Below are 23,578 nucleotides of genomic sequence, written 5' to 3'. Positions count from 1 at the left end.
CGGAAAAACGGGCTGGCAAGACCCCGCAGCGAGGTACGAGTGAGGAGGCTTGCCAGTTCGTCCGCGGAAAGCGAGTAGATTCCATGACCATTTGAAAATCAACAATGGAATTTAACAGAGCCAAAATAAAAGGGACTACCCTCTTTGACGCACCCGAGCATCATTGAGAGTAGCCACCGCTTTTTAGTAAAAAAACTAAAAAATTTCATTCACTTTTGCTTTCAAGAAATCGATAGACGTTTTTGCATACCAGTCTGGTTCTGCCTGTCTTGTGTGGAAGCCGACTTCCATTGATAAATAACCGTCATAATTAATCTCTTTTAATGCCCGTAAGACCGAATCAAAATCTCCTCTTCCTTGTCCTGGAGGAAGACGGTCATTGTCGGAAATATGAACATGGTGCAGTTTATCAGCCATACGATAAACATAGTCACTCGGCACTTCGTTTCGATACAAGGCATGAAATGTATCAAACATTACCTTAACATTTGATAAGCCAGTTTGTTCGGCTAATAGCAATGCATCATCTGCTGTTTCAATTAAGTTGCTGTCCGCCGGGGTTGGTTCCACTACCATCGTCACGCCAAGATCCTTTGCATAATTGCCGACTTCCTTTAAAGCTTCCAGGCTGTAGTTCCAGGCATCCTGCTGCGGCATGCCGAAAGAAGCCCAGCCTGCAATCCACATCACAGTCGGACATTCCCAATCATGTGCCAGCCGGACAACCTCTTTGTAGTGGTCGATCGTGAATCTTCGTTCCTCGACCAGAAGTGAGCTCGGGTTATTCCCGGGTCCTCCACCTGGTGCAGGAAGCATAGACGATACCTTTAGATTATGTTCTTTTAAAAGCTTTAAAATTTCCTGTCTTCTTTCCGGTGATAAATAGTCCGGCCATGCGTGGGGTGCTGCACAACCAATCTCAATCGCATCGTAGCCAAAAGAAGATAGTCGTTTGATGACTTCCTCTAGCGGATAGGAAGGAACCCATGATGGAAAACTGCTATAAGCCCAAGTATTGAATGAAATACCTTTCATGATAAACAGCCTCTTTTCTAATTAGATTATCAAATCGTTTTTCTTTTAACCTCTAAATCTATGTTAAAGGGATTTAGGGGGCAAAACCTTTTATCATGTTTTAGATGTAAAGCTTATCGTTTATTCCCAAACAAACACTGCTTTTTCCGTTTTTCTTTCATCGAATAAGCGGAAAGCTGTTTCTGCTTCTTCCAGCTTGAATTTGTGAGTCACTAATTTTTCGACAGGCAGATTCTTTCTCACAATGAATTCGGTAATTTCATCAAATTCCTGGATTGGGAAATACCATGAACCGATTAACGTTACTTGTTTACGGATTAACTGTGGGCTTGGCTTAATCGTTGTTTCCTTGCTTTCCCCTACAAATGCCACACGTCCATGTGCTCTCACGCAATCCAGTGCATCATTTTGTGCGAAAGGACTTCCTGAACAATCGATGGCGGCATCTGCACCAAGTCCGTTTGTAAGACGTGCAATTTCTTCTTGTACGTTAGCTGTTTTTCCATTGATGATATAGTCGGCGCCAAGTTCTTTCGCCATTTCTAACCGTTCATCCAGCATATCGACGGCAATAACGGTTGCGCCAAGTGCATGTGCGATCATGACACCTGCAGCTCCCATAGGACCCATTCCGAAGATCACAAGCTTGTCTCTGCCGGAGATCCCCAATCTTTTTTGTGCATGGAATAGCGTTCCAACAGCGTCAGTAGAAACGGCAGCCGTAACGAAGCTCATTTCATCCGGTAGACGCATGCAGTTTTCAGCAGGAGCCACCATATAGTCAGCATCTCCGCCGTGGGCATCGAAGCCAATGCACTTGAATTCCTTACAGAACATTTTGTAACCACTCTTACAGTGGGCACATTCCCCGCAGCCTAAAGCTAGGTATACGGCAACACGATCCCCTGACTGGAATTTTGAAACTCCTTCTCCTACTTGTGTAATGACGCCCGCCGGTTCGTGGCCCGGAACCATTAAACCGGTTTTTGTACCTTCGAAAACGGAAGTACCATAATATAAACTCATATCACTGCGGCAAATCGCAGATGCCTTCATTTGAACCAAAACTTCTCCTGGACCGGGTGTTGGAATTTCTACTTGGCGAACTTCTACTTTTTTATCTCCCGGAAAGAATACAGCTTGCATTGTCATAGTATTTCCTCCTAAAAATTCGGATTTATGGTAGATCATTCTTTGGAACTATGCCCACCACATTTCACTTATCTGCTCTTTAAACAATGTCCTTTGAAGAAGGGAAATGGCTTTACGTAGACCTTCATCAGTCGAAGCGAGCATATCTTCATGTTCAATGGAAATAACGTAATCATATCCGACTGCACGAAGGGTACTTACAATGTCCTTCCACATTTTTTCGTCATGTCCATATCCGACTGATCTGAACGTCCATGAGCGGTCTAAAATATTGCTATAGTGTTTCGTATCTAAGACACCGTTTACACTTATGTTAGCTTTGTCTAAATAAGTGTCCTTTGCATGGAAATGGAAGATCGCATTTTCGCGGCCAATCTTTTTGATGGCTTCTACCGGATCGATACCTTGCCAGACCAGATGGCTTGGGTCAAAATTCGCTCCAATGCTTTCTCCGGCATGTTCTCTTAATTTCAGTAAGGTTTCCGGGTTATAGACAACAAACCCGGGATGCATTTCAAAGGCAATTTGGCTGATTCCATGCGACTCCGCAAATTTGGCTTCTTCTTTCCAGTAAGGAATGACTACATCGTTCCACTGCCAGTCCAGAATTTCCAAATATTCCGGCGGCCATGAGCACGTTACCCAGTTTGGATATTTTGCGTTTGGGTGATCGCCGGGAGCACCGGAAAATCCATTAATGACAGGAACTTCTAAACGTTCAGCCAATAAAACGGTTTTTCTCCATACTTCATGGGCATCATTCGCAATCTTTTTATTGGGGTGGAGAGGATTGCCATGTGCACTTAATCCGCTAATCGTTAAACCTCTCTGCTCAATCGCATGTTGAAAAGATTTAATTTTTTCAGGGCTGCTCAGTAGCTCATCAGGATTGCAGTGAGTATTGCCAGGGTAATTGCCTGTCCCGAGTTCAATTGCCTCAACACCCATTTCGGATAATTTATCAAGCATAGCTTCGAAAGGAAGATTTTGATAAAGAACAGTAAACACACCTAGCTTCACGAATTCCCCCCCCTTAATTTAATTTTCACCCATTTTTGCTGTTCATTGCTTTCTAAGATTGCATCCGTTATGCACATCGATAAATGTCCATCTTCAAATGTAGCAAAGTTACCTTTATCCGTTTTTGGATCTTTACCATCGCGGATAAATGTATAGTAATTTAACATCATATTCTTCAATGCGTCAGGCCAACCTTCATTATGGCCACCTGGGTGGTGTATGGATGATCTTGCTTCTTCTGAAAATAGGGAAGGATCCGCTAAAAGTACTTCATTCGGCTTATCACGGTGGCCGATCCATAATTTTTCAGGTTCCTCCTGGTTCCAGAAAGCAGAGCTTTTGCTGCCATCGATTTCAAAACTAAGTCTATTTTTCCGGCCTGCACTTATCTGTGAAACAGTAAACACACCACGAGATCCATCTTCAAAGCGCACAAGCACCGACGCGTAATCTTCAGTGTTGATTGGGATGTCTTCATACATTTCCTCTGATGCCTTTTGTGTATCAAAAGTAGCTACATTAAGTTTAGGTTTTTTTCTTATTGGAATTATGGTAGCCAAATCAGCGAATACTTCCGAAATCCTTTTTCCAGTCACAAATTGAACTGTATCGCACCAGTGTGAACCAATATCTGCAATTGCCCGAGATCTCCCACCGACCTCAGGGGCCAATCGCCAATTAAAATCAGTTTCGTACAGCAGCCAATCCTGCAAATAACTTCCGTGTACCAAGTTGACTTTTCCGATGTCCCCATTTTTCACCATAGTCTCCAATTGCTTAACAGTCGGGAATTGCCTGTAATTAAAATTAACACCATGTACGACATTATGTTTTTTTGCAAGATCGACCAATTCTGCTGATTCCTTGCTATTCATTGCCAGAGGCTTTTCGGATACAACGTGCTTTCCTGACAGGATGATTTCTTTGTTTATTTGAAAGTGAAGGTGATTAGGCGTGCAATTGTGCACCACTTCGATTTCACTATCCGTCAGCATTTCCCGGTAATCTCCATATGCTTTGGGGATTCCGAGTTCAGCCGCTTTCTTTTCAGCATTTTCGATACCATTTTCAGCCAAACCAACAACCTCTACAAAGCCCAGCCTTCTGATTGCTTCAATATGTGTTGGCCCGATAAAACCTGTACCGATGACTCCGGCTTTTATTTTCTTCACAGCCATTCCTCCGGTCCAAAAGATCTAGTTCTCATCGGTTAACCGCTTTACGGCCTAACGCTACGGCCAAAATAATAATCAAACCTCTGATCATCATTTGTTGGCTGACGTCTAAGCCCATGATTATTAGACCATTGTTGATAACGCCAATCATTAATGATCCAATAACCGTTCCAATAATCGTTCCTACTCCTCCAGCTAGAGCTGTTCCGCCAAGAATAACCGCAGCTATTACTGAAAGTTCATCACCTTCACCAAAAGAAAATCTTCCGGCATTCATTCGGCCTGCATATAGAAGCCCAGCTAAGCCCGCCATTAGACCAGTGCCCACGAAAACCAACAGTTTAATTCTATTTGTATTAACACCCGAGAATCTTGCAGCATTTTCATTTCCGCCTGTTGCTAAAACCTGCCGGCCAAATGATGTTTTACGAAGCAAGACATGAGCGATAATTGCAAACACCAGAGTCCAAATAAGCAGTACAGGGATTGGGCCGATGTCACCAGAACCAAAAATGAAATTGAAATTTGAATCAACAATAGGAATCGGAGCGGTGTCAGTAACCCACATAGCCATACCCTTGACTGCACCCATTGTAGCCAGAGTTACCAGGAATGAAGGTATTGCTACTTTTGTAACAAGTAAACCATTGACTAAACCAACCAACAGGCCAGTTCCTACGCCAGCAAACAATCCTCCAAATATGCCATAGCCTGCCTGAAGAGCCAATGCACCAGTCAACGAAGATAATGCAGCAATTGAACCGACTGAGAGATCAATTTCACCATTACTTATTACAAATGTCATAGCCAGAGCCATTAAGGTAATAGTTGCGGTTTGTCTCACTATATTTAATAAGTTACCAGATGTTAAAAACCCTTGATCGAAAAGAGTGACTGAAAAATAGATTAACACTCCTACGAAGGCTAAATACACAATATAATCGCGCCATTGGAATTTTTTTAACCTCGAGACTGAAGGCTGTTTTACTTCGCTAGAAACCTTGGATTGCATACTCTAAATCCTCCTCTGTTTTAATCTCTTTACGTTGAATCTCCTTTTTTATCTTGCCTTCATGCATAATGACAACACGATCGCTCATGGCTAAAAGTTCCGGAAGCTCTGATGAGACAACTAATATCGCCTTGCCGCTTTCAGCCATTTCTCTAATGACCTCTATAATCTCAGTTTTTGCTCCAATATCAACACCAATTGTAGGTTCATCAAGAAGCAATACTGTAGGATCATTTGCCAGCCATTTGGCAAGCACAATTTTTTGCTGATTACCACCAGATAACAAGCCTGATGTTTTAAAAATATTATCAGTTTTGATATTCAACTTTTGAACTAATTGATTACTGATTTCATTTGACTTTTTATTGTCAATAAATAGCCCTCTTTTTACTTTGGAAAGGATAGGAAGTATCAAATTATCCTTAACACTATGTTGTAGAACCAAGCCTTGCATACGCCTATCTTCAGGAATTAATGCAATTCCTGCTTTTATGGCATCCCTGGCATTCTTAATTGGTCGTTTTTTGCCATCAACGAAAATTTCACCGCTATCAATTGGGTCAATCCCAAAAAGACTACGAACTAGTTCAGTTCTGCCGCTGCCCATCAGTCCAGCTATACCCACAATTTCACCAGGCTGGATTGAAAGATTAATGTCTTGAAGTTTATTTCCGGAATTTAGGTTTTTAACTTCAAAGATCGGTGGCACTTCTGTTGAGTACGGACGTTCTTGCCATTCAAAAGCCTTGTTGAACTCCCTGCCCACAATATGTTGAATGACCGCTTCCAGATTTGTTTCACTGCATGTTTCTGTTTTGATATACTTTCCGTCTCTTAATATGGTAATCCTGTCGCATATTTGGAAGATTTCATCCATCCTATGAGAAATATAAATGATGGAATAACCTTTTGCTTTCAATTTGTTAATGAAGTTAAATAAGACTTCAGTTTCGGTTTTTGTCAATGAAGAGGTTGGCTCATCCATTATTAATATTTTTGCCTCTTGAGATAGTGCTTTGGCAATTTCCGTCATCTGCCAATAACCTACTCCCATGTTTTGAACAATATCGGATGGTTTGATATCCACCCCTAATTCATTAAGTAGTACTTCCGTTTTCTTTTCGCTTTCGCTATCATTAAGCAATCCCATAGAGGTTTTTTTCTCCCGGGTTAGAAAGATGTTCTGTGCAACAGTCAGGGTTGGAATTAAACTAAACTCTTGAAATATCATGGATATATTATTTCGATTTGCATCGTCAATGCTGTTAATGTTTACTGGTTTTCCTTCTATTGAAATCTCACCACTGTCAGCAGCATATATGCCAGTGAGTATTTTCATTAATGTGGATTTCCCGGCACCATTCCCACCTACCAAGGCGTGAACTTCACCTTTTCTCAAGGAAAAATCCACTTGGTCAAGAACGGTAATTCCATTAAATGCTTTAGATATATTTTTCATTTCAAGTACAGGTTGATCCATATTCACTCACCTTCTTTTTTTGATTATAGAGGCTGTTTCTTGCGCAGCCTCTATAAAATTCTCATCCAAATAAACTTATTTCATTGCATCTTTAACTGTTGATGGTGCCTCTGTTCCGTAAATCAGCTTCCAGGAATCTAGAACATTATCTTTTGTTACTTCAATTGCTGGAGAAGCAACATAAGCCGGTGCTTCTTTTTCTAGAAGTGCGTAACCTGATAGAATAGCTTGAGCTACTCCCTGGTCATATGGTAATTGAGCGCCAAGGCCTTTAACAATCCCATCAGAAGCAATGGATATTGCAACATTCGTTCCTAAGTCAACTGTAGTAACGACTAAATCTTCTCTGCCTGCATTACGGGCAGCAGACATTACACCCTCAGCAGGAACATCCCATGGTGCAAAAATCCCATCGATATCTCGGTTCCTTGTAAGCATTGCGGATGCTACTTCTTCTCCTTTGTTTGGATCAGTAATACCGCCTTGTGCTACGATTTCAATATCAGGGTACTTTTCTTTAATTCTATCTTCAAATGCATCTGAGCGGTTTTTCGTAACAAAGAAGTTTACATCGTGATAAACGATGCCGACTTTACCTTTTCCACCAATCTTGTCAGCCATGATGTCAGCTGCCAATGCACCATTTCCATAGTTGTCTCCTGAAACAATGCTAATGTAATCTTTTCCAGGCTCAAGACCCTCAGCAGCCCCATCCATGAATACTAATTTAACGCCTTGTGCTACTGCTTTTTTATAAGCTAGTGCTGTTGAAACTGCGTCAACAGGCACAGAAATCATAATATCCGGTTTTTTAGCTAATACTGTTTCAATGTCGTTCACTTGTTTTTCAGCCTTAAACTGTGCATCTGTAACAGCAATTACTTCGATACCCATTCTTTTAAACGTGTCTTCCATTGCGCCAACTGCGGCATTCATGTAGTCAGTTCCGGAATAATGCATGACAATTGCGGCTTTATACTTTCCGTCTTTAACCTTTTGCAGCTCTTCTTCACTAAGCTGTAGTGACTTTGCAGATACTGCCTGTTCACCATTAGGTCCTTTATCAAGAACTTCTAAATCTGGAATTTCAGGATTTATTGTCAGCGGTCCAGAAGTCTGTTCCGAGTAATTTTCATTTTTCTTTGTACTTTCTTTTTCTCCTGAAGATGTTTCTTTATTACCACAACCAATAAGCACCATGCTTAAAACAAAAACCAAAAAGATGGAAACCAAAACATTCTTTTTCATTGGGTGACCTCCCATTAATTTTTAACATATTTAGTACAAAGTTTTTAACTTTTTGGGATGAGTGATTGAGCAACACCTCCTTTAATTTGAGGAAAAGTTAATCGGTTCATTTACTAATTCAAAATTGTTATAGTAATCGATTACATTTTGTTGAAAATTAACTAAAACTCTATTGAAAACGTTCCAAGTACATGTAATCGTTTACAATCTATTGATTTTTACAACCAAAGACCTTTATTCATTATTTATTTTTATATTCTTTGCTTGAATCTCTTATTATAAGTTCGTCCGCTAAAATGTATTGTTCTTTTTCAATATTATCATTGTTAATTAGCCTGATAAGTAACTCCATCGCCTTCTCTCCGATTTCAAAGGACGGCTGGGAGATGGTGGTAAGTGCTGGCTCATAAATGGATGCGAACTTGATATCATCAAAACCTATTACCGAGATATCCTCAGGTACGCTAAGACCCTTGGATTTAACAGCCTTGATTGCACCTATAGCCATTTCATCATTAGCAGCAAAAATAGCAGTGGGCGGAGCATCAATCGCCAAAAACTTTTGCATTAAATTAAAGCCGCTTTCAAATGAAAAGTCGCCCTGCTGAACCAATAGTGAATCTACAGGAAGTCCATGCTGAGCCATTGCCTGCTGAAATCCCTTATAGCGATCACGGCCTAATACGCTGTCGAATGGACCTGATAAAAATCCAATCCTCTTGTGGCCTAAATCTAGTAAATGTCTAGTTGCTTTTCTTGCGCTGCTGATATTGTCAATTGAGACAGTCGGTATGTTTGATCCCTCGATATATTCGCATGCCACCACAACAGGAAATTGATTAGCAAGATCTTCTATTGCTTGCCCTTCGATTTTTGCCGTTAACAGGAGCAATCCATCGGCTTTTCTTTGTCTTAAAATATTTAAATATCCCTTTTCAAGTTCAGCCTTATTATGGGCATCACCCAACAATACTTGATAACCGTTTTGGGTTGCTACAGCTTCAATACCACGGAGCACTTTGGAAAAAAAAGTATTCGTGATATCAGGAACAACAACGAGTATCGTTTTTGTTTCTAATCTTCTAAGCTGTCTTGCTAGAATATTAGGCTGATAGTTTAATAATTCTATCGCTTCCAACACTCTATCAGTCGTCTCTTTTTTCACAGTCCCCGAGTTGGTTAACACTCTTGAAACCGTTGCAGTGGAAACATTAGCTGCTTTTGCAACATCAACTATCCTTGCCATCATTATTGTATTTCCTTTCAATCGTTCTCTTTCTATTTTTATTGTAATCGGTTACATTTTTAATAGCAACAATTTTTTAAAAATTCTTGTATATACTTTTTAAATCTTCTAATTATTCTATAGCTTTCTTTCCATTTCATAAACAGATATGAAAATTTTTATTCTTCCAAGTGTATCAATGCTTGGCCTTCACCTAAGAGGTGAAAGACGTTCCGGGTCTTCCGGAAAATATCTATTTTACTCCATGGCTGTAATTGTACTATCGACAACAAGATATTGAGTATCGTTATAAATTAATCTCTAGCACCTAAGAGGGGGGGGAATTCCCTCTTTTTAAATTTTTTGTTTCCCGGCATTACCATTAATCGAATAACTCACCGTGATGTTTGCATTTAATGATTGGGAGACGGAGCAATATTTATCCTTTGATAACTGAATCGCCCGGGTTACTTTGTCTTCGGGAAGCTCGCCTTCCAGTGCGTAATGAATATGGACATCGGTAAAGCGTTTTGGATGGTCTTCAGCTCGGATGCCTTCTACTTCCATATGGAAAGCTTCAGGATTAAGTCGCATTTTTTGTAAAATTAAAATGATATCAATACCTGTACAACCCGCTACTGCATGTAGAAGCAACTCTGTAGGTCTTGCTCCACTGTTCTGGCCACCCGCTTCTTCGGCGGCATCCATTTTGATTTCATGCCCCGAAGGTGTGGTACCTGAAAAGGCGATTTGGCCTGACCATGTTATTTTTGTTTTCATCTGTTCCAATCCTTTCATTATCTAACACCTATTAATATGAGCCACCTCATTAATTATATGCTCTGCTTTTCCATGTCGAATAATATTGGATATTGTCGAGAAATCGATATATGTAAAAAGTTGATAATAAATGAGCCGAAGTCGAAGATAAATTTCAAAACTTGATAATAAATGAAACGAAGTCGATAATAAATCCTAAAACTTGATAATAAGAAGGGCTGACCCCATAAGGCACGTCATCTGTCCTTCTGGTCCAACCCATTTCGTTTTATGCTTTTGTCCAAGTCGTCTCGAGTGGTATCCCTGCCGCTTCAAGCGTCGTATAAACGGGGCAGCGTGAGTCAGTTAATTTTTGAAGCTCATTGATCCGTTCCTGTGATTCACTCGTTGTCACTTTTGCCTCGATCATCACTTTCTCAAAATAAGGCTTGACGCTAGGATCACCCATTAATCCTCGTCGGTCTAGAACCCCCTTAATGTCAAACTCAATCGTTTGCAAATCAAAATTCATTTCCTTAGCCACGAGGTTTGCCACTACATTTTCACATCCGGCAAGGGCGCTTAGCAATGTTGTTAACGGATCGGGTCCCGAATCATGGCCTCCCATTACCGGAGGCTCGTCGATTGTAATTGAGTGTTTACTGGATTTCACTATTGTCTGCATTCCTTTAGTAGTTCCTGTCACATGAAAGTTTAGTTTATGTTCCATATAAAAATTCCTCCTTATGATCTTGTAATTAAGCTTCCTGAAAAAAACATCCTTATTATGTTCTATTCAAGATAGAATATTCTTGGTTGTGGATATACAAAAGGACATCGGGCTAAGCCCGATGTCCTTTCCTCATTCATACCTATTTACGAATCCAAACCATGCCGGCAGAATTGTCTTTTGATTCGCCGAGTACATTGAACTTAAGTCCGAAGTTAGGAACCTTACGTCCAGCATCCGGAATTAAAGTATTGCTGTAATTTTTTGAATCATCAAATGTAATTACCCCTTCGGAACCTTTGTAGTCATAGATTCCGCGTGTTGGAGAATCGACATACCACGCAGGTGATTTGTCATAAGAGAATGCCGCATCAGCAACCTGGTAACGTGTACTTTGGTTGATTGAATCTTGGCCGTTCAGTTTTCCGACAATCGCTTCAGGATGGGAATCCACGACACCAAGAAATCCTTCGCCTGGATGAACTCCTGTCCAGTTATCGGTGAATGTTTCATCACCATACCAAACTACCAAACCAGTATTATATTTGACACCTCGCGAGAATTGCAGTGCTTTATCGGATCCAGAATAGTTTCTCCACTCTAGGTAGTAGTAATGCGGTTTTCTAATGATTCCATCCGCCACTTCAAAGCCGTCCAGCGTTACTTTTGCAGTACCCTCGGCGTCATCAGTGAATACAACGTTACCGTCTACTGTCAATTGAAGGTTATCGATGGCAAATCCATTCGGTGCCAACCCTCCATCAGTAACATATTCAAACACAATCTTGACTTTTTTGCCTGCGAACTGGCTTAAGTCAAGGCTCTTATCTTCCCATAGCCCTTTGCTGGTTTCTAACTGTTTTTCGGTATTTTGATCTCCGATAACATCCAAAGTTACCGGGTTTTCCACACCTTCCACCACAGCGTTAACATATACGTAGTCGTAATCAAATTCCACTTCATACCATTGCTTATAATCGAATGTTGCAGACTCCGCTGCGGTTAAATCAAACACTGGCGTCTCCATTACTGTATGGAGATCATCACCTTTTGTACTATAGTAGTACTTCTTACCAAAGGCAGGCTGAATCCCCTTTGATTCTTTAAGAGGAAGATTTACTTTCACAATACCTGGTTTTTTTGATTTCGTGACACTTTGGTCAATTACAGTGGCTACGCCTAATCTATTAATATCTTCATAATTTACTTCTTGGATATTTGCCCAGTTTCCGCCCATTGCTTTTTGGAAGAATTCCTTGTTTTGCGGTGAGAAGCTAGTCGGTGTTGTACCCGCAATATTGCCGTTCCAGCTACCGCCACTCATGATCGACCAGGAAGCAACCGGCTCTCCGTGTCCAGTGTACTGGGTGTCATATTCATCTGGAAGACCAAGGTCATGTCCAAATTCGTGCGCGAATACCCCGACTGCACCGTCTTCTGGTTCAATTGTGTAATCCCAAGCAGCCATTTGCCCTCCAAAATGGGCAGGAACTTTAGAGGTAGTTCCTGGGACTCTGTATGCCCCATCGACTTTTGAACGGTGAGACCAGATTGCCGCATCTTTTAATTTGCCGCCCCCGGCTTCCTGTCCAACACCCGCATGCAGAACCATTAAGTGGTCAACAAGGCCGTCCGGTTCATTCTGATTTCCATCACCGTCTAAATCGTACTGATCGAAGATATCAAATTCAGATAAATCAAGGCCCGAACCGGCAGCAGCATTTAATGCATCCTTTACAAGGTCCTGCGGTCCTGTCGGATCAAGGTTATCATGTCCCCCTTGAGGATTGTCATCCCCATAAGCCGCTGCATTCCCCGGAACTGTAAGCCAGTCCGTTACATGGCCGTTTACGGTATAACTTCCTCCTGACTGCTCTTCATAATATTGCTTAAATGTTTTTACTTTTTCACCATTGAATAATGTGAAATCTTCCTCGCCGAATAACATTTTTTCATAATGTTCTTTGTTAAAATCGTTGGAGTACATATAACCGGGTGCTTGGTCGATACTATTGTGTTTGTAATCAGCAAATTCTACAAGTAATACAAGAACCTTATCTTCACGAACTCCACCTTTATAAGCTGCTTGTTTTGCAGGATCGACTTTAACATAGCCATTCTGCTTACCTTTTTGAAAATGATTATGTCCCTTTGGAAGCTCTTTTGATAGTTTTTCCTTTTGCTTTGACATAAAATCCTTTGTTTTTTTATCAAAATCATTTTGCTGTTTATTCATTTCTACAGGCACTTCAGGTTTTTCGCCTTGCTTTTTCTCAATATAAGCAGTGACCGCTTTATTTACCTGTGCTTCGCTAGCACCTTTAGCGATAACTCCTCTTTCTTGCAATGCTTTAGCCAAACGGTCCTGATCCACGATATTCAAATCAATAGGTACTGATGGTGCTGGTGCAGCAGAAACCTGCTTTGGTGCAGCGGTAGTTCCGGCAAAAGAACCAGCAAATAAAGTAGTGGCTACTAATGTACTTGCAGTAATCTTGGAAAAAACTTTTAAGGCAGCCTTTTTCTTCAACAGATATACCCCCTGATTAATATAAAATTTTTCTGAATTTTTATTAAATTCTAGTAAATTTTATAATAATAGAGGGTCTTTATATATAGTGAAATCCTACTATATAACTCTTTTACTCTAACTGAAAAATAATAGATTTTTATTGAATTTATATGCTAATAGTCTGTTTTTTCAAAACTATTAATCGGAGTAAATAGGTTAATATATTTAATTATAAAGCAAAAAGCTATTAATTATTAGAGTCCCGAATATTACGAAAGTCTAAATATAATTCCAATTACCTACATCCAGAATTAGTTTTCGAATGCCTTACTTAAGGGATTACGCAAAATCAAAAAAGCTGAATCCAAAAACACATTTTGTGCTTTTAGATCCAGCCTTTATCATACCTATGAGTTCCCTCTCAGGGTCGATACGAGAGTGCTATTACACCCCCGGAAACCATCCCGGTGTGTTGACGATTGCCTGCCAGAGCGGATTCGGAATCACAAGCTCCTGCTGGGCATCCTTGTTAATCTTTGTGACGATTTCCGCTTCTCTGCCCTGCTCGACTTTTTCTACCCAGTCAGGGTCGATGATAATCTCGCGTCCCAATGCGATTAATGGAACTCCTGTATCCTTTGCCTTTAGTGCGTCATCTGCCGTATAAATCGAACCTACCCCGATTACAGGCACTTTATCGCCTACCCGCTCCTGGATCAATTCCATACGTGAGCGTGTATCCTCAACACCACGTCTAGGTGTGGACCAGAAATCATTCAAGGATACATGAAGATAATCGAGATTCTTCTCAGCGAGGGCATCTATTAATGTTAAAGTATCTGCCATGGTGATGCCGGGAGTTTCAGGCTCTTCGGGTGAAAATCTATACCCGATCAAAAACGGCTCCGTACCCTTCGCATGAGCTGCGGCCACTTTTTGCACTTCATCGATAACCGCCATCGGAAAAGTCATGCGTTTTTCCAGGCTGCCCCCGTAACGGTCTTCACGACGGTTGGAATGAGGCGAGAAAAATTGTTGAATGAGATAACCGTTGGCGCCATGAATTTCCACGCCGTCAAAACCGGCTTCAATCGCCCGACGTGTAGCTTCTCCATAGTCGCGTATGATTGATTCAATTTCAGTTTCCGTCAAAGACCTTGGAACCGTCTGTCCTTCTCCTTCCGGGGCAACGGAACTTGCACTGACCGTTTCGCCGTTTGGCACTAATTCCGGCGGACACATGCGGCCGCCGTGGAAAATTTGCAGGACGGCTTTTGCGCCTTTTTCTTTAATTCCTGTTGCTAACTTTTTCAAGCTTGGAATCAGCTCGTCACGATCGGCGCCAAATTCTCCATGAAACCCTTTGCCGTTTTCTGTTACATATGTACATGCGGTCACGACCATGCCGACTCCATGTGAACGACGCATATAATAACTGACTTCCTCTTCTGTCACAGTGCCGTCTGGATTTGAAGAAAAGTTAGTCATCGGTGCCATTACGACCCGATTCTTTAATTGAGTCCCATTGCGAAGTGTTAGTGACTCGAATAATGGTGCGAATTTTGAATTCATCATATTTTGTGTTTTCCTCCGTTATCTGAAAAATTACTGTTAAATTTTTATCGAACCCATTCTACGATTTGATCAATGTCTTTTCTTGATTTGGAACGCTTCGGGTCTTCAGCCCGGTAACCAAAAGCTACCATGACAGACGGAGCGAGTTGACCGTCTTCCAACAATCCTTCTTCAAGAAGAATTTTGTTAACTGATTCGTATTCAAATCCTTCCATGGGACAAGAATCAATCCCTATTTGGGCCGCCGCGGTCATCATATTGGCCAGGGCTATATAAGTCTGTTTACTGGCCCAATCAAACAAGGTCCTTTCACTTTCAAACAGATTAAGATCGGACTCTTGAAATTCTTTATATCTGACAGAGGCGTTTTCAATGCTCTCATCAGACATTTTCTTGACGGTTTTTAAATGATTGCGTACATATTCTGAATCAAATCTCATATTTTTACGGGCAAGGATAATTACAAAATGACTGGCGGTGGCAAGCTGCCCTTGTGCTCCCCAGGACACTTCCCTTAATTTCTTTCTTAATTCCGGGTTTTGGACCACGAGGAATTTCCACGGTTCAAATCCGACAGAGCTCGGAGATAATCTGCCCGTTTCCAGGATGAAATTGAAATCCTCATCAGGGATCTTCCGAGTTGGATCGAACTCTTTCGTTGCATGCCTGAATTGAAAGGCGTTAAGAATTTGTTGCTTTATATCTGTCAATGGTTAGCTCCTCTTTCTTGATGTAATTAAATTAGCTAATCTCTTTTGCTTCGTATTTTTCAACTCGTATCGGTTCATGCAATAATGGCGGAAGCTCCTTGATAAAAGTCTTGAAATGAGGTGTTTCCTCATGTTTCTCTATGGCTTTTTCATCCTTCCATACCTCTACAAAAACGAATGTATTTGTTTGTTCTAGATCTTCATAGAGATGGTAGCTGATATTCTCTTCTTCTGCCTTAGACCCTGCCATAACCTGTTTGGTCTGCTCAAGAAAGTTTTCACGTTGTTCCTGATTCACCTTCATATAGGCATGAATGACGATCATGATAGCGCCCTCCCCCTTGTTGATTTTTCTGACTCTCCTGCTAATCTTCCGCTAACATACCTTACTCTTCCCATCAACGAGGCAAAATAATGATAAGTCGTGCAATTAGTATAGTCTCTATTTTTCTTATGCGCACACAAAATGCTCACTTACTCCATCACAAAAAGACGTCTGCAAGGCGTACAGACGTCTTTACCCGAGGTGTGTCATTTGTAACCCTATTAGTGTAGTGTCACAAATGCTAGAACATTACCCCTTGATGCTAAGTTTAGAAGCTATTAGTAAACATATGCAGCTCCTACAATGATCAATAAGATGAATAGAACTACGATCAGCGCAAAGCCAAAGCCATTTCCTTTATCGTCGTAACCCATAATGTCTACACCTCCTTTTTGAAGGTTAATACATCTTATGAGTTGGATATTTAATTGTTTGGATAAAGAACACAGTTCAACAAAATTAATGAAAGTGTGGAATTGCAAGATGAGGCTTACACATCCTGTCCTTGTTTCATATTTTATAAATAGATATGTTTTCAATGGACAGCGAGGGAGTAGAAATGAATCTGAAAAAAAACGTTCAAACGGAAATACAGCGATTGATAAAAGCTATTAAAGAAGAACAATGTAACGATGGGACTTGGAGATATTGTTTCGAGAGCGGACCCATGACCGATGCCTATATGATTATCATGTTAAGAGTGCTCGAATTTGACGAAGACGAATTGATTCGAAACCTTGTAACTCGCCTGTTGTGCACCCAACAGGATGGAGTATGGAAACTGTATGAGGATGATGAAGGAAATCTTTCAGCAACCATTGAGGCCTATGCCGCTTTGTTTTTTTCAGGCTATGTAAATACTTCGGACGAAAATATGAAAAAAGCGGAGAAATATATTCTTGATCATGGCGGCTTGGAAAAGGCCCATGTTTCCACAAAGTTCATGCTCGCCTTAAACAGGCTATATCCATGGCCGAAATTTTTCCCCCTTCCTCTCTCGATTATCCATTTGCCTGCCTTTCTTCCGATTAATTTCCATACATTCAGTTCATATGTTAGAGCCCATTTTGCTCCCGTGTTAATACTGGGCAATCAAAAATTCTCGATCAGTAACCGCTGGACGCCGGATTTGAATCATTTATTTAAAAGCCACAAAGCAAACAAATTAAGAGAAACGCCCTTGGATGGATTTTCTACTAATTCCGCAATCAAGAAGGCTGAAAAATATATAATCCAAAGCATTGAACATGATGGGACACTGTACAGCTATGCCAGTGCCACATTCTATATGGTTTATGCTCTTCTCGCACTCGGCTACCGCCCTGCATCTCCCCTGATTCAAAATGCGGTACAAGGTCTAAAATCGTTGCTCTATAAAAGCGGAGAAGGATACCATCTCCAAAATTCTCCGTCCACGGTTTGGGATACGGCTTTGCTTAGCTATGCTTTACAGGAAGCGGGGGTATCGGTTGAAGATACCGGGATTGAATCTTCAGCCAGGTATTTACTGTCTGTCCAGCAAAAAGAAAAAAAAGAGGGAGCAGGCGACTTTGTTCAGTCTATCCCAGGTGGATGGGGCTTTTCCGAAAGCAATACGAGCAACCCGGATACAGATGATACGCAGGCGGCATTGCGGGCTCTCTCCTCTTTTTCGCTGCTTGACCCGGAATATCGGAAATCATGGAATTCAGGTGTGAATCGGCTGCTTGCCATCCAAAATGATGATGGCGGATGGAGTTCATTTGAAAAAAGGAGCCATACAAACCTGATGGCTTCATTGCCGATCCAAAACTTTAAAGATACGATAATCGATCCTTCAACTCCAGATTTGACCGGGCGTACACTTGAATTTCTAGGGAACTATCTAAAATTGACCATTTCCCATCCGCGCGTAAAAGCAGGCGTTGGGTGGCTGCTCGATCATCAGGAAAAAGACGGTTCATGGTACGGAAGATGGGGAGTGTCTTATATTTATGGAACATGGGCAGCCATAACAGGAATGCGGGCCGTTGGGGTGCCAACTGATCATCCGGCGATTCAAAAAGCGGAACAATGGCTGCTAACGATCCAGCAGATTGATGGTGGATGGGGAGAATCGTGTAAAAGTGACAGCGAAAGGACTTATATCCCTCTTTCCTTTTCGACGATTGTGCAAACCTCCTGGGCTGTCGATGCGCTCCTATCAATCTATGACGATACAACATCTGATGTTGATAAAGGCATAGCTTATATCCTGAATTGGAAGGAGCACCCCGAAAAAATGATGACATACCCGACAGGCGCTGGATTACCTGGACATTTTTACATCCATTATCATAGTTATAATCGCATTTGGCCGTTGCTCACTCTAAGTCATTATCTTAAAAGAATAGATAGATAACTATTTTTCAGCGGTTTTTGCATGATAGTAGTAAAAAGCCGTTTCTGCCCTCAAGAATTTCCATAAGATATGGTAAGTTGCTATGGGACAGGGGTGCATCACCTCTGTTTATCGTTGCAACGATAACTATCAATAGGGGGTGAAGTGTTGGCATATATCGACAGAAGGCTGATGAAGGTATTCCGCTCAAAGATGCGTGATCCAAGGAACGCCCGCCGTGTTTATGGCATTTTAAGATCTTACCGGCGTGACGATTTAAAACACCCTGGGCGCTGCTATGGCATGGTAGACCGGTTATCAAGATGTTTAGGAGTACGCATCACGAAAGATGAAAGAGACAACGCCGCACATTGGTTAATGGGTTGTAACGTAGATCCGAATAACAAAGGACACCGGCATAGAATGTGGCGCATGGTTAATGGCGGGTTATTTTAAAGTGGATGTAAAAATTGAGTTTACGGAAATTGCTTTATCATTTACGGAAAAAAATTAATTTTTACGGAATTAACCTTCACTTTTACGGAAATAACCTTCATTTTTTCAGAATTATCTCCAACTTTTACGAAAAAAATTAATTTTGGAAAATCAGCTTCACCAAAAAAGAGAGATCGCTAAAAACTCGCGACCTCTCTTTTCTATATATATTAGCTGTAACCTTGCTTCATGAGCCCTTCTTCCTCATTCACGAATTCAATGAAGCTATTGATCGCGATTAATGGTTGCGCATTTATCATCGAAATGTATTCTTTCTTGCGAACATCCGTAAGATACGAACTCTTTTCAATCCTTTTGATCATATAGTCATTTCCGAGCTTCAGAACTTCCTTTTGCTTTAATTTTCGTTCCTTTGACAACGCGAGGCCGAATGCGCCAATCAGCGCAAAAAAGCCCAGCTGAATCATGGTTGCTTCACTTGATTCAGTAAAAAATAGCAAAGTAATCAGATTAAAGAAGGAAACGGCTACTAAAGGAAAAGCCCACATCATATATTTCGTTGTTTTACTCAATATGGGAGAAATGATTTCCTGCAATTGTTCCAATTCTTTTTTGGCATAGTTGGAAATATTGTTTGTCATAAAGATATTCATGTAATCAGCCTTTCCTAAAAGATACTAAAAAAACCTCTGCCGCTTTGGCAAAGGTCCTCCAGTAAAAAACAAAAGACCTCTACCGTTTTCAGGTAAGGTCTTGCTAACAACGTTGAGTTGCCAACAAAGCCGAGAGACACTGTCTCTGTATTGACGACTTTGCTGTAAAAGCTACTCCCCTTAAAGGAATTAAATTATATAACAATCTTACTAAAGATGCGCTATTGTGTCAAAAGATTCGCTTTATTATAATTCCCCTGCTAATCGTATGTAAACAGATAAATTGAAAGCGCTATCTTCAATGATTATACTGAGCTTGTATAAACCAAAAAAAATGAATATGGGGGCACTGAAATGGAAGCGAAACAAACCTTATTTGTTAATGATTTTACTAATGGCATCTTGGATCCAAAGAATGAGATGCTCGGACCTGTAAAGGATGGCGGCCATATTGTCGCAAATACAGCGCCCGGATGCTGGGGGCCGATGATCACACCCGCGATTCGCGGCGGTCATGAGGTCACCAAGCCTGTTTTCGTAGAAGGGGCTGAAGTAGGTGATGCGATTGCCATCAAAATTAAGTCGATCAGGGTCACTTCATCTGCTACCTCATCAGGAAATGACAAACCGGTAGAAGGAAGATTCCATGGAGATCCTTTTGTGGCTGGAAAATGTCCCGAGTGCGGCACTGTGAACCCTGAAACGATCATTGAAGGAATTGGCCAAGAAGCTATTCGCTGTGCAGATTGCGGGAAAGATATCGTCCCGTTTGTCTTTACAAATGGATATACGATTGCATTTGATTCCAACCGAAATGTTGGAGTTACGTTAAACAAAGAAGCAGCAGAGCACATTGCACATGAAGGCCATTCTTATATGGCCATACCCGAGCAATCCATTCAAAACCCTATAGTGACATTTGCACCTCATGATATAGTTGGAGCGGTAGCAAGGTTGCGCCCCTTTTTAGGCCAGCTTGGAACAACGCCTTCCAGGCCATTTCCCGACTCCCACAATGCTGGGGACTTTGGTCAGGCTTTGATTGATGCTCCACATGACTACAAAGTAACAAAAGAACAATTAGAGGAAAGAACCGACGGGCATATGGATATCAACCGAGTCCGCGAAGGAGCGGTATTGATCAGTCCTGTTAAAGTCCAAGGCGGTGGCGTGTATCTTGGAGATATGCACGCCATGCAAGGTGATGGTGAAATAGCCGGGCATACGGCTGATGTGGCGGGGATTGTCACCCTGCAAGTGATAGTCATTAAAGGACTGAATATTGAAGGACCGATTTTATTGCCTGTCGCAGAAGACCTCCCTTACCTTGCGAAGCCGTTTACAAAAAAAGAAAAGGAAATTGCCGCTAATGTAGCGGATCAATGGGGAGTTAAGAAGTTAGAGGAATCCTTGCCAGTCTCCTTTATCGGCACGGGCGCAAACCTCAATGAAGCTACAGACAACGGTTTAAAGAGGGCTGCTGATGTTCTTGGCATTACCGTTCCGGAAGTAATGAACCGGGCTACCATAACCGGTTCAATTGAAATTGGCAGGCATCCCGGTGTAGTGACGGTAACATTCCTATGCCCAGTGGAATTTCTAAATAAGATTGGCATCACCCAGCTTGTGAGGGATCAGTATCTCAACGATTTAATATAACGAATTGAAATCAAGTAGCTTAAAAGGCCGCACTACGCGGCCTTTTTGGTTTCTGCTGGAACTGCAAAATGGATTTATACTATGATCTGCAAGACCATTTATACTACGCCGGGCTTTGTTCTTTCTTATTAGTTTGTGTGTCATCTTTCGGTGGTGGAGCTTGTTGCGGTTCGCCTTTTGGCTGGTTCGGTTGAACTTGTTTATTTGGCTGTTGCTGCTTTTTTTGCATCTGTATCATTTGTTGTTTCATTTGTTGTTGCATGACTGCTTGCATTTTTTTCATTTCTTGGGCTACCGCGAGCTTAATCATTTTCTGTAACTCTGCCGCTATGACCGGATCCTTAAGCAACGGCAACATTGTCCGGGCCATCTCAGTGCGCAGTGCCGGATCCTCAGAGATCTTTTTGAATCCCTGTATATTCATTTTTAGCATTTCCGGCCTTAGCTCATCATCCGATAAAACAGCCTTTGATGTATCTAAGGATATCTCTTTGATATCTTTTGCGGTTCCAGGGTTATCTAACGCCAGCTGCTGTTCTCTTACATTTTGTTTGAGTACGTTATTTTTTAAATGACTGCTCTTTAAGGCCTGCTGCCTAATGGTTTGCTGTTGGTTAACAAAACGCTCCCGTTTATTCGGATCCGCGCTTATTCCGTCCGTTACTTCAAGTGTGGATTCCATTAATTGCTCTTTTCCAGCTGGGTCCTTTACCATCTGTTTATTTACTTTAATATTAAAATCAAGCAATTGATCACGAAGTTCATTGTCTGTGAGCATCATTTCTTGCTCTTCCATCGTATTAAGGAGTATATCCTCTTTACTCCCATGATCATGTTTAATCGTATGGATCCGACCTTCAGAGAAGCCACGCTGAACCGATTCATTGTTCGCCATATTTTCTATCGATTCCTGCATACCTTTTTCTTTACTACCCTGCTGGTTACAACCAGCCGCCAAGATACAAGTCAGCATTAACGTCAATAGACGTGAAATTCTCACTTTGTCACCTCCTTCTTAAGCCTCACTAGTTATTGTTCAACTTCATGAACGGAATAGATTCGTTGTAAATAGTTACTCTGAAGGGATTTATTGCAACCTCAATTTAAAATCGGGAAATTAGGAAAGAATCTTCTTTCACAGTTACAAAAATTATATTTTCTTTGCACAATGAAAAGGGTGTCCCATACTTTGCTTTTGGGACACCCTTAAATAAAATTTATTGTCTATGATTACTTAACCGCTCAATCGTTTTAGCAAGCAAAGCCGTTCGTTTCGGAAATGATTTTAAATCTACATACTCATCTGTATCACTGTGGGAGAATTCGCCTAGCGGCCCCATGCCATCAACGGTTGGGACCCCTTCTGTAGAAGTATAGGCCGCATCAGAGCCTCCACCCGTACTCACTTCTCTAATCGACATTCCCAGCTCTTTTCCTGCTGCTTTAATGACGTTTAACAGTTTATCTGTACCTTCGATTTTTTCCATCGGCGGCCTTCCGATTCTTCCGGTAAGCTCTGTTTCTGTGCCCGTGACTTTTTCATCAAGGGCTATTTTGGTTATTTTACCGGTAATTTCTTCTGCTTGTTTCATATTCTTTACCCTTACATCTACCTGTGCCTGGGCTTCAGGTGCTACTGTGTTGGAAGAGGTTCCCCCATCAATTAAACCGACATTCACGGATAACCCCTGCTCATAATCGCTTAAGTTTTGAAGCATGATCACCTTATGCGCCAGTTCTTCAATCGCGCTTTTACCCCTTTCAGGTTCAACGCCTGCATGGGCGCTTTTACCTTTGACATCAAAAATGAATCTCCCGACACCTTTTCGTTCCGTAACAACCCCGTCATCTGGTCTTCCCGATTCAACGACAAGCGAGAAATCCTTACCCTCGGCTGCCTCTTTAATAATCACTTTTGACGTACGGGAACCTACCTCTTCATCACCATTAAAAATGAGATGTACATTTTTATAAGCATCCGAACCTTTTTCCTTTAGAGCTTTTAGGGCATAAAGAACAGAGACATGGCTCGCCTTCTCATCGCTCACACCTGGTCCGTATGCCTTGTCACCGATTATCTTATATGGCCTTTTTTCTGCCTCACCGACAGGAAAAACCGTATCCATATGCGCAATAATAATTATTTTAGGCTCGCTTTTTTCACTACCTTTAATTTCGAGGTGGTTACCGAATTCAGTTTCCCGGTGAACCTTTACATACATACCAATGTCTTCGAACTCTTTTCTGATTATAGCCCCTACTTTATCAACACCTTCTTTATGATAGGAACCACTGTCTATGTTCACTATTTTCTCCAATAAGCTATTCATCTCAGGCATTTTACCCTCAAGATACGTTTCTATTTGATCCATAGAGAACGCCTCCTTTTTTTTTCTATATTTGTTCAATTCCACACTAAGCTTGAAAATAAACGGGGAATTTTGTGAAGCGAGTAACAAATAAGGAAAAAGATATGACTAGTTTCCTCAAATA

The 23,578-nt window shown here is 41.3% G+C and carries 20 protein-coding genes and 1 pseudogene; 3 read left to right on the top strand and 18 right to left on the bottom strand.

Annotation, left to right across the window (positions count from 1 at the left end; all coding sequences use genetic code 11):
• Positions 1-195: 195 nt before the first annotated feature.
• From LQ216_RS03870 to LQ216_RS03800, 15 genes and pseudogenes are all read right to left on the bottom strand, one after another.
• Positions 196-1,035: a sugar phosphate isomerase/epimerase family protein gene (locus LQ216_RS03870; RefSeq protein WP_230126852.1), complete on the bottom strand. Its 840-nt coding sequence runs from the start codon at positions 1,033-1,035 to the stop codon at positions 196-198.
• Between the two features lie 120 nt (positions 1,036-1,155).
• Positions 1,156-2,187 carry a zinc-binding dehydrogenase gene (locus tag LQ216_RS03865; RefSeq protein ID WP_230126850.1) on the bottom strand — a complete coding sequence of 344 codons (1,032 nt, stop codon included), beginning with the start codon at positions 2,185-2,187 and terminating at the stop codon, positions 1,156-1,158.
• A gap of 48 nt (positions 2,188-2,235) precedes the next feature.
• Positions 2,236-3,207: a sugar phosphate isomerase/epimerase gene (locus tag LQ216_RS03860; RefSeq protein WP_230126848.1), complete on the bottom strand. Its 972-nt coding sequence runs from the start codon at positions 3,205-3,207 to the stop codon at positions 2,236-2,238.
• Entirely contained in the window at positions 3,204-4,379 is a 1,176-nt protein-coding gene (locus LQ216_RS03855) for a Gfo/Idh/MocA family oxidoreductase (RefSeq protein WP_230126846.1), read from the bottom strand. Before LQ216_RS03855 ends, LQ216_RS03860 begins: the two co-directional genes overlap by 4 nt.
• Before the next feature lie 31 nt (positions 4,380-4,410).
• Complete coding sequence (locus LQ216_RS03850) at positions 4,411-5,394, bottom strand: ABC transporter permease (RefSeq protein WP_230126844.1); 984 nt, start codon at positions 5,392-5,394, stop codon at positions 4,411-4,413.
• The gene (locus LQ216_RS03845) at positions 5,375-6,874 is read right to left on the bottom strand and encodes a sugar ABC transporter ATP-binding protein (protein WP_230126842.1); all 1,500 of its coding nucleotides are present in this window, start codon (positions 6,872-6,874) and stop codon (positions 5,375-5,377) included. Before LQ216_RS03845 ends, LQ216_RS03850 begins: the two co-directional genes overlap by 20 nt.
• A gap of 75 nt (positions 6,875-6,949) precedes the next feature.
• Positions 6,950-8,122 (bottom strand): substrate-binding domain-containing protein, encoded by a 1,173-nt coding sequence (locus tag LQ216_RS03840; protein WP_230126841.1) that lies wholly within the window; start codon positions 8,120-8,122, stop codon positions 6,950-6,952.
• A 241-nt stretch (positions 8,123-8,363) separates the two neighbouring features.
• Positions 8,364-9,368, bottom strand: a complete 1,005-nt coding sequence (locus tag LQ216_RS03835) for a LacI family DNA-binding transcriptional regulator (protein WP_230126894.1) — start codon at positions 9,366-9,368, stop codon at positions 8,364-8,366.
• Positions 9,369-9,701: 333 nt separating this feature from the next.
• The gene (locus LQ216_RS03830; RefSeq protein ID WP_230126892.1) at positions 9,702-10,127 is read right to left on the bottom strand and encodes an OsmC family protein; all 426 of its coding nucleotides are present in this window, start codon (positions 10,125-10,127) and stop codon (positions 9,702-9,704) included.
• Positions 10,128-10,395: 268 nt separating this feature from the next.
• On the bottom strand, positions 10,396-10,836 hold the full coding sequence (locus tag LQ216_RS03825; protein ID WP_230126839.1) for an OsmC family protein: 441 nt from the start codon (positions 10,834-10,836) through the stop codon (positions 10,396-10,398).
• A gap of 142 nt (positions 10,837-10,978) precedes the next feature.
• On the bottom strand, positions 10,979-13,366 hold the full coding sequence (locus LQ216_RS03820) for an immune inhibitor A domain-containing protein (protein ID WP_230126837.1): 2,388 nt from the start codon (positions 13,364-13,366) through the stop codon (positions 10,979-10,981).
• 426 nt (positions 13,367-13,792) lie between these two features.
• Entirely contained in the window at positions 13,793-14,923 is a 1,131-nt protein-coding gene (locus tag LQ216_RS03815) for an NADH-dependent flavin oxidoreductase (RefSeq protein ID WP_230126834.1), read from the bottom strand.
• A gap of 44 nt (positions 14,924-14,967) precedes the next feature.
• The gene (locus LQ216_RS03810) at positions 14,968-15,633 is read right to left on the bottom strand and encodes an NAD(P)H-dependent oxidoreductase (protein WP_230126832.1); all 666 of its coding nucleotides are present in this window, start codon (positions 15,631-15,633) and stop codon (positions 14,968-14,970) included.
• A gap of 31 nt (positions 15,634-15,664) precedes the next feature.
• Positions 15,665-15,958 (bottom strand): putative quinol monooxygenase, encoded by a 294-nt coding sequence (locus LQ216_RS03805; RefSeq protein WP_230126830.1) that lies wholly within the window; start codon positions 15,956-15,958, stop codon positions 15,665-15,667.
• A 278-nt stretch (positions 15,959-16,236) separates the two neighbouring features.
• A pseudogene (locus tag LQ216_RS03800) lies at positions 16,237-16,311 on the bottom strand (YjcZ family sporulation protein); the annotation flags it as partial.
• A gap of 206 nt (positions 16,312-16,517) precedes the next feature.
• Between LQ216_RS03800 and LQ216_RS03795 the strand changes: the two are divergent.
• Entirely contained in the window at positions 16,518-18,338 is a 1,821-nt protein-coding gene (locus tag LQ216_RS03795; protein WP_230126826.1) for a prenyltransferase/squalene oxidase repeat-containing protein, read from the top strand.
• 147 nt (positions 18,339-18,485) lie between these two features.
• Entirely contained in the window at positions 18,486-18,773 is a 288-nt protein-coding gene (locus LQ216_RS03790) for a hypothetical protein (RefSeq protein WP_230126824.1), read from the top strand.
• 209 nt (positions 18,774-18,982) lie between these two features.
• Here LQ216_RS03790 and LQ216_RS03785 read toward each other — a convergent pair whose 3' ends face one another.
• Positions 18,983-19,426: a DUF5392 family protein gene (locus LQ216_RS03785; RefSeq protein ID WP_230126822.1), complete on the bottom strand. Its 444-nt coding sequence runs from the start codon at positions 19,424-19,426 to the stop codon at positions 18,983-18,985.
• A 354-nt stretch (positions 19,427-19,780) separates the two neighbouring features.
• On the opposite strand from LQ216_RS03785, the gene LQ216_RS03780 reads away from it, so the two are divergent.
• Positions 19,781-21,085 (top strand): acetamidase/formamidase family protein, encoded by a 1,305-nt coding sequence (locus LQ216_RS03780; RefSeq protein WP_230126820.1) that lies wholly within the window; start codon positions 19,781-19,783, stop codon positions 21,083-21,085.
• Positions 21,086-21,188: 103 nt separating this feature from the next.
• Here the strand turns inward: LQ216_RS03780 and LQ216_RS03775 are convergent, their stop codons facing one another.
• Positions 21,189-22,085, bottom strand: coding sequence for a hypothetical protein (locus LQ216_RS03775; RefSeq protein ID WP_230126818.1), 897 nt, complete (start codon positions 22,083-22,085; stop codon positions 21,189-21,191).
• A gap of 217 nt (positions 22,086-22,302) precedes the next feature.
• Entirely contained in the window at positions 22,303-23,457 is a 1,155-nt protein-coding gene (locus LQ216_RS03770; RefSeq protein ID WP_354958362.1) for a M20 family metallopeptidase, read from the bottom strand.
• Positions 23,458-23,578 lie beyond the last annotated feature (121 nt).

The organism is Bacillus sp. CECT 9360 (assembly GCF_918741275.1).
Classification (GTDB): Bacteria; Bacillota; Bacilli; order Bacillales; family DSM-1321; genus Peribacillus.
The sequence above is the reverse complement of the archived record's forward strand: the minus strand, read 5'-3'. Positions and strand labels throughout refer to the sequence as shown.

Bases quoted from the DNA above. Each gene is read 5' to 3' on its own strand.
- LQ216_RS03795 (WP_230126826.1), top strand. From the start codon at position 16,518: ATGAATCTGAAAAAAAACGTTCAAACGGAAATACAGCGATTGATAAAA.
- LQ216_RS03825 (WP_230126839.1), bottom strand. From the start codon at position 10,836: ATGGAACATAAACTAAACTTTCATGTGACAGGAACTACTAAAGGAATG.
- LQ216_RS03865 (WP_230126850.1), bottom strand. From the start codon at position 2,187: ATGACAATGCAAGCTGTATTCTTTCCGGGAGATAAAAAAGTAGAAGTT.
- LQ216_RS03785 (WP_230126822.1), bottom strand. From the start codon at position 19,426: ATGAATATCTTTATGACAAACAATATTTCCAACTATGCCAAAAAAGAA.
- LQ216_RS03840 (WP_230126841.1), bottom strand. From the start codon at position 8,122: ATGAAAAAGAATGTTTTGGTTTCCATCTTTTTGGTTTTTGTTTTAAGC.
- LQ216_RS03780 (WP_230126820.1), top strand. From the start codon at position 19,781: ATGGAAGCGAAACAAACCTTATTTGTTAATGATTTTACTAATGGCATC.
- LQ216_RS03805 (WP_230126830.1), bottom strand. From the start codon at position 15,958: ATGATCGTCATTCATGCCTATATGAAGGTGAATCAGGAACAACGTGAA.
- LQ216_RS03815 (WP_230126834.1), bottom strand. From the start codon at position 14,923: ATGATGAATTCAAAATTCGCACCATTATTCGAGTCACTAACACTTCGC.
- LQ216_RS03770 (WP_354958362.1), bottom strand. From the start codon at position 23,457: ATGGATCAAATAGAAACGTATCTTGAGGGTAAAATGCCTGAGATGAAT.
- LQ216_RS03830 (WP_230126892.1), bottom strand. From the start codon at position 10,127: ATGAAAACAAAAATAACATGGTCAGGCCAAATCGCCTTTTCAGGTACC.
- LQ216_RS03835 (WP_230126894.1), bottom strand. From the start codon at position 9,368: ATGGCAAGGATAGTTGATGTTGCAAAAGCAGCTAATGTTTCCACTGCA.
- LQ216_RS03850 (WP_230126844.1), bottom strand. From the start codon at position 5,394: ATGCAATCCAAGGTTTCTAGCGAAGTAAAACAGCCTTCAGTCTCGAGG.
- LQ216_RS03870 (WP_230126852.1), bottom strand. From the start codon at position 1,035: ATGAAAGGTATTTCATTCAATACTTGGGCTTATAGCAGTTTTCCATCA.
- LQ216_RS03845 (WP_230126842.1), bottom strand. From the start codon at position 6,874: ATGGATCAACCTGTACTTGAAATGAAAAATATATCTAAAGCATTTAAT.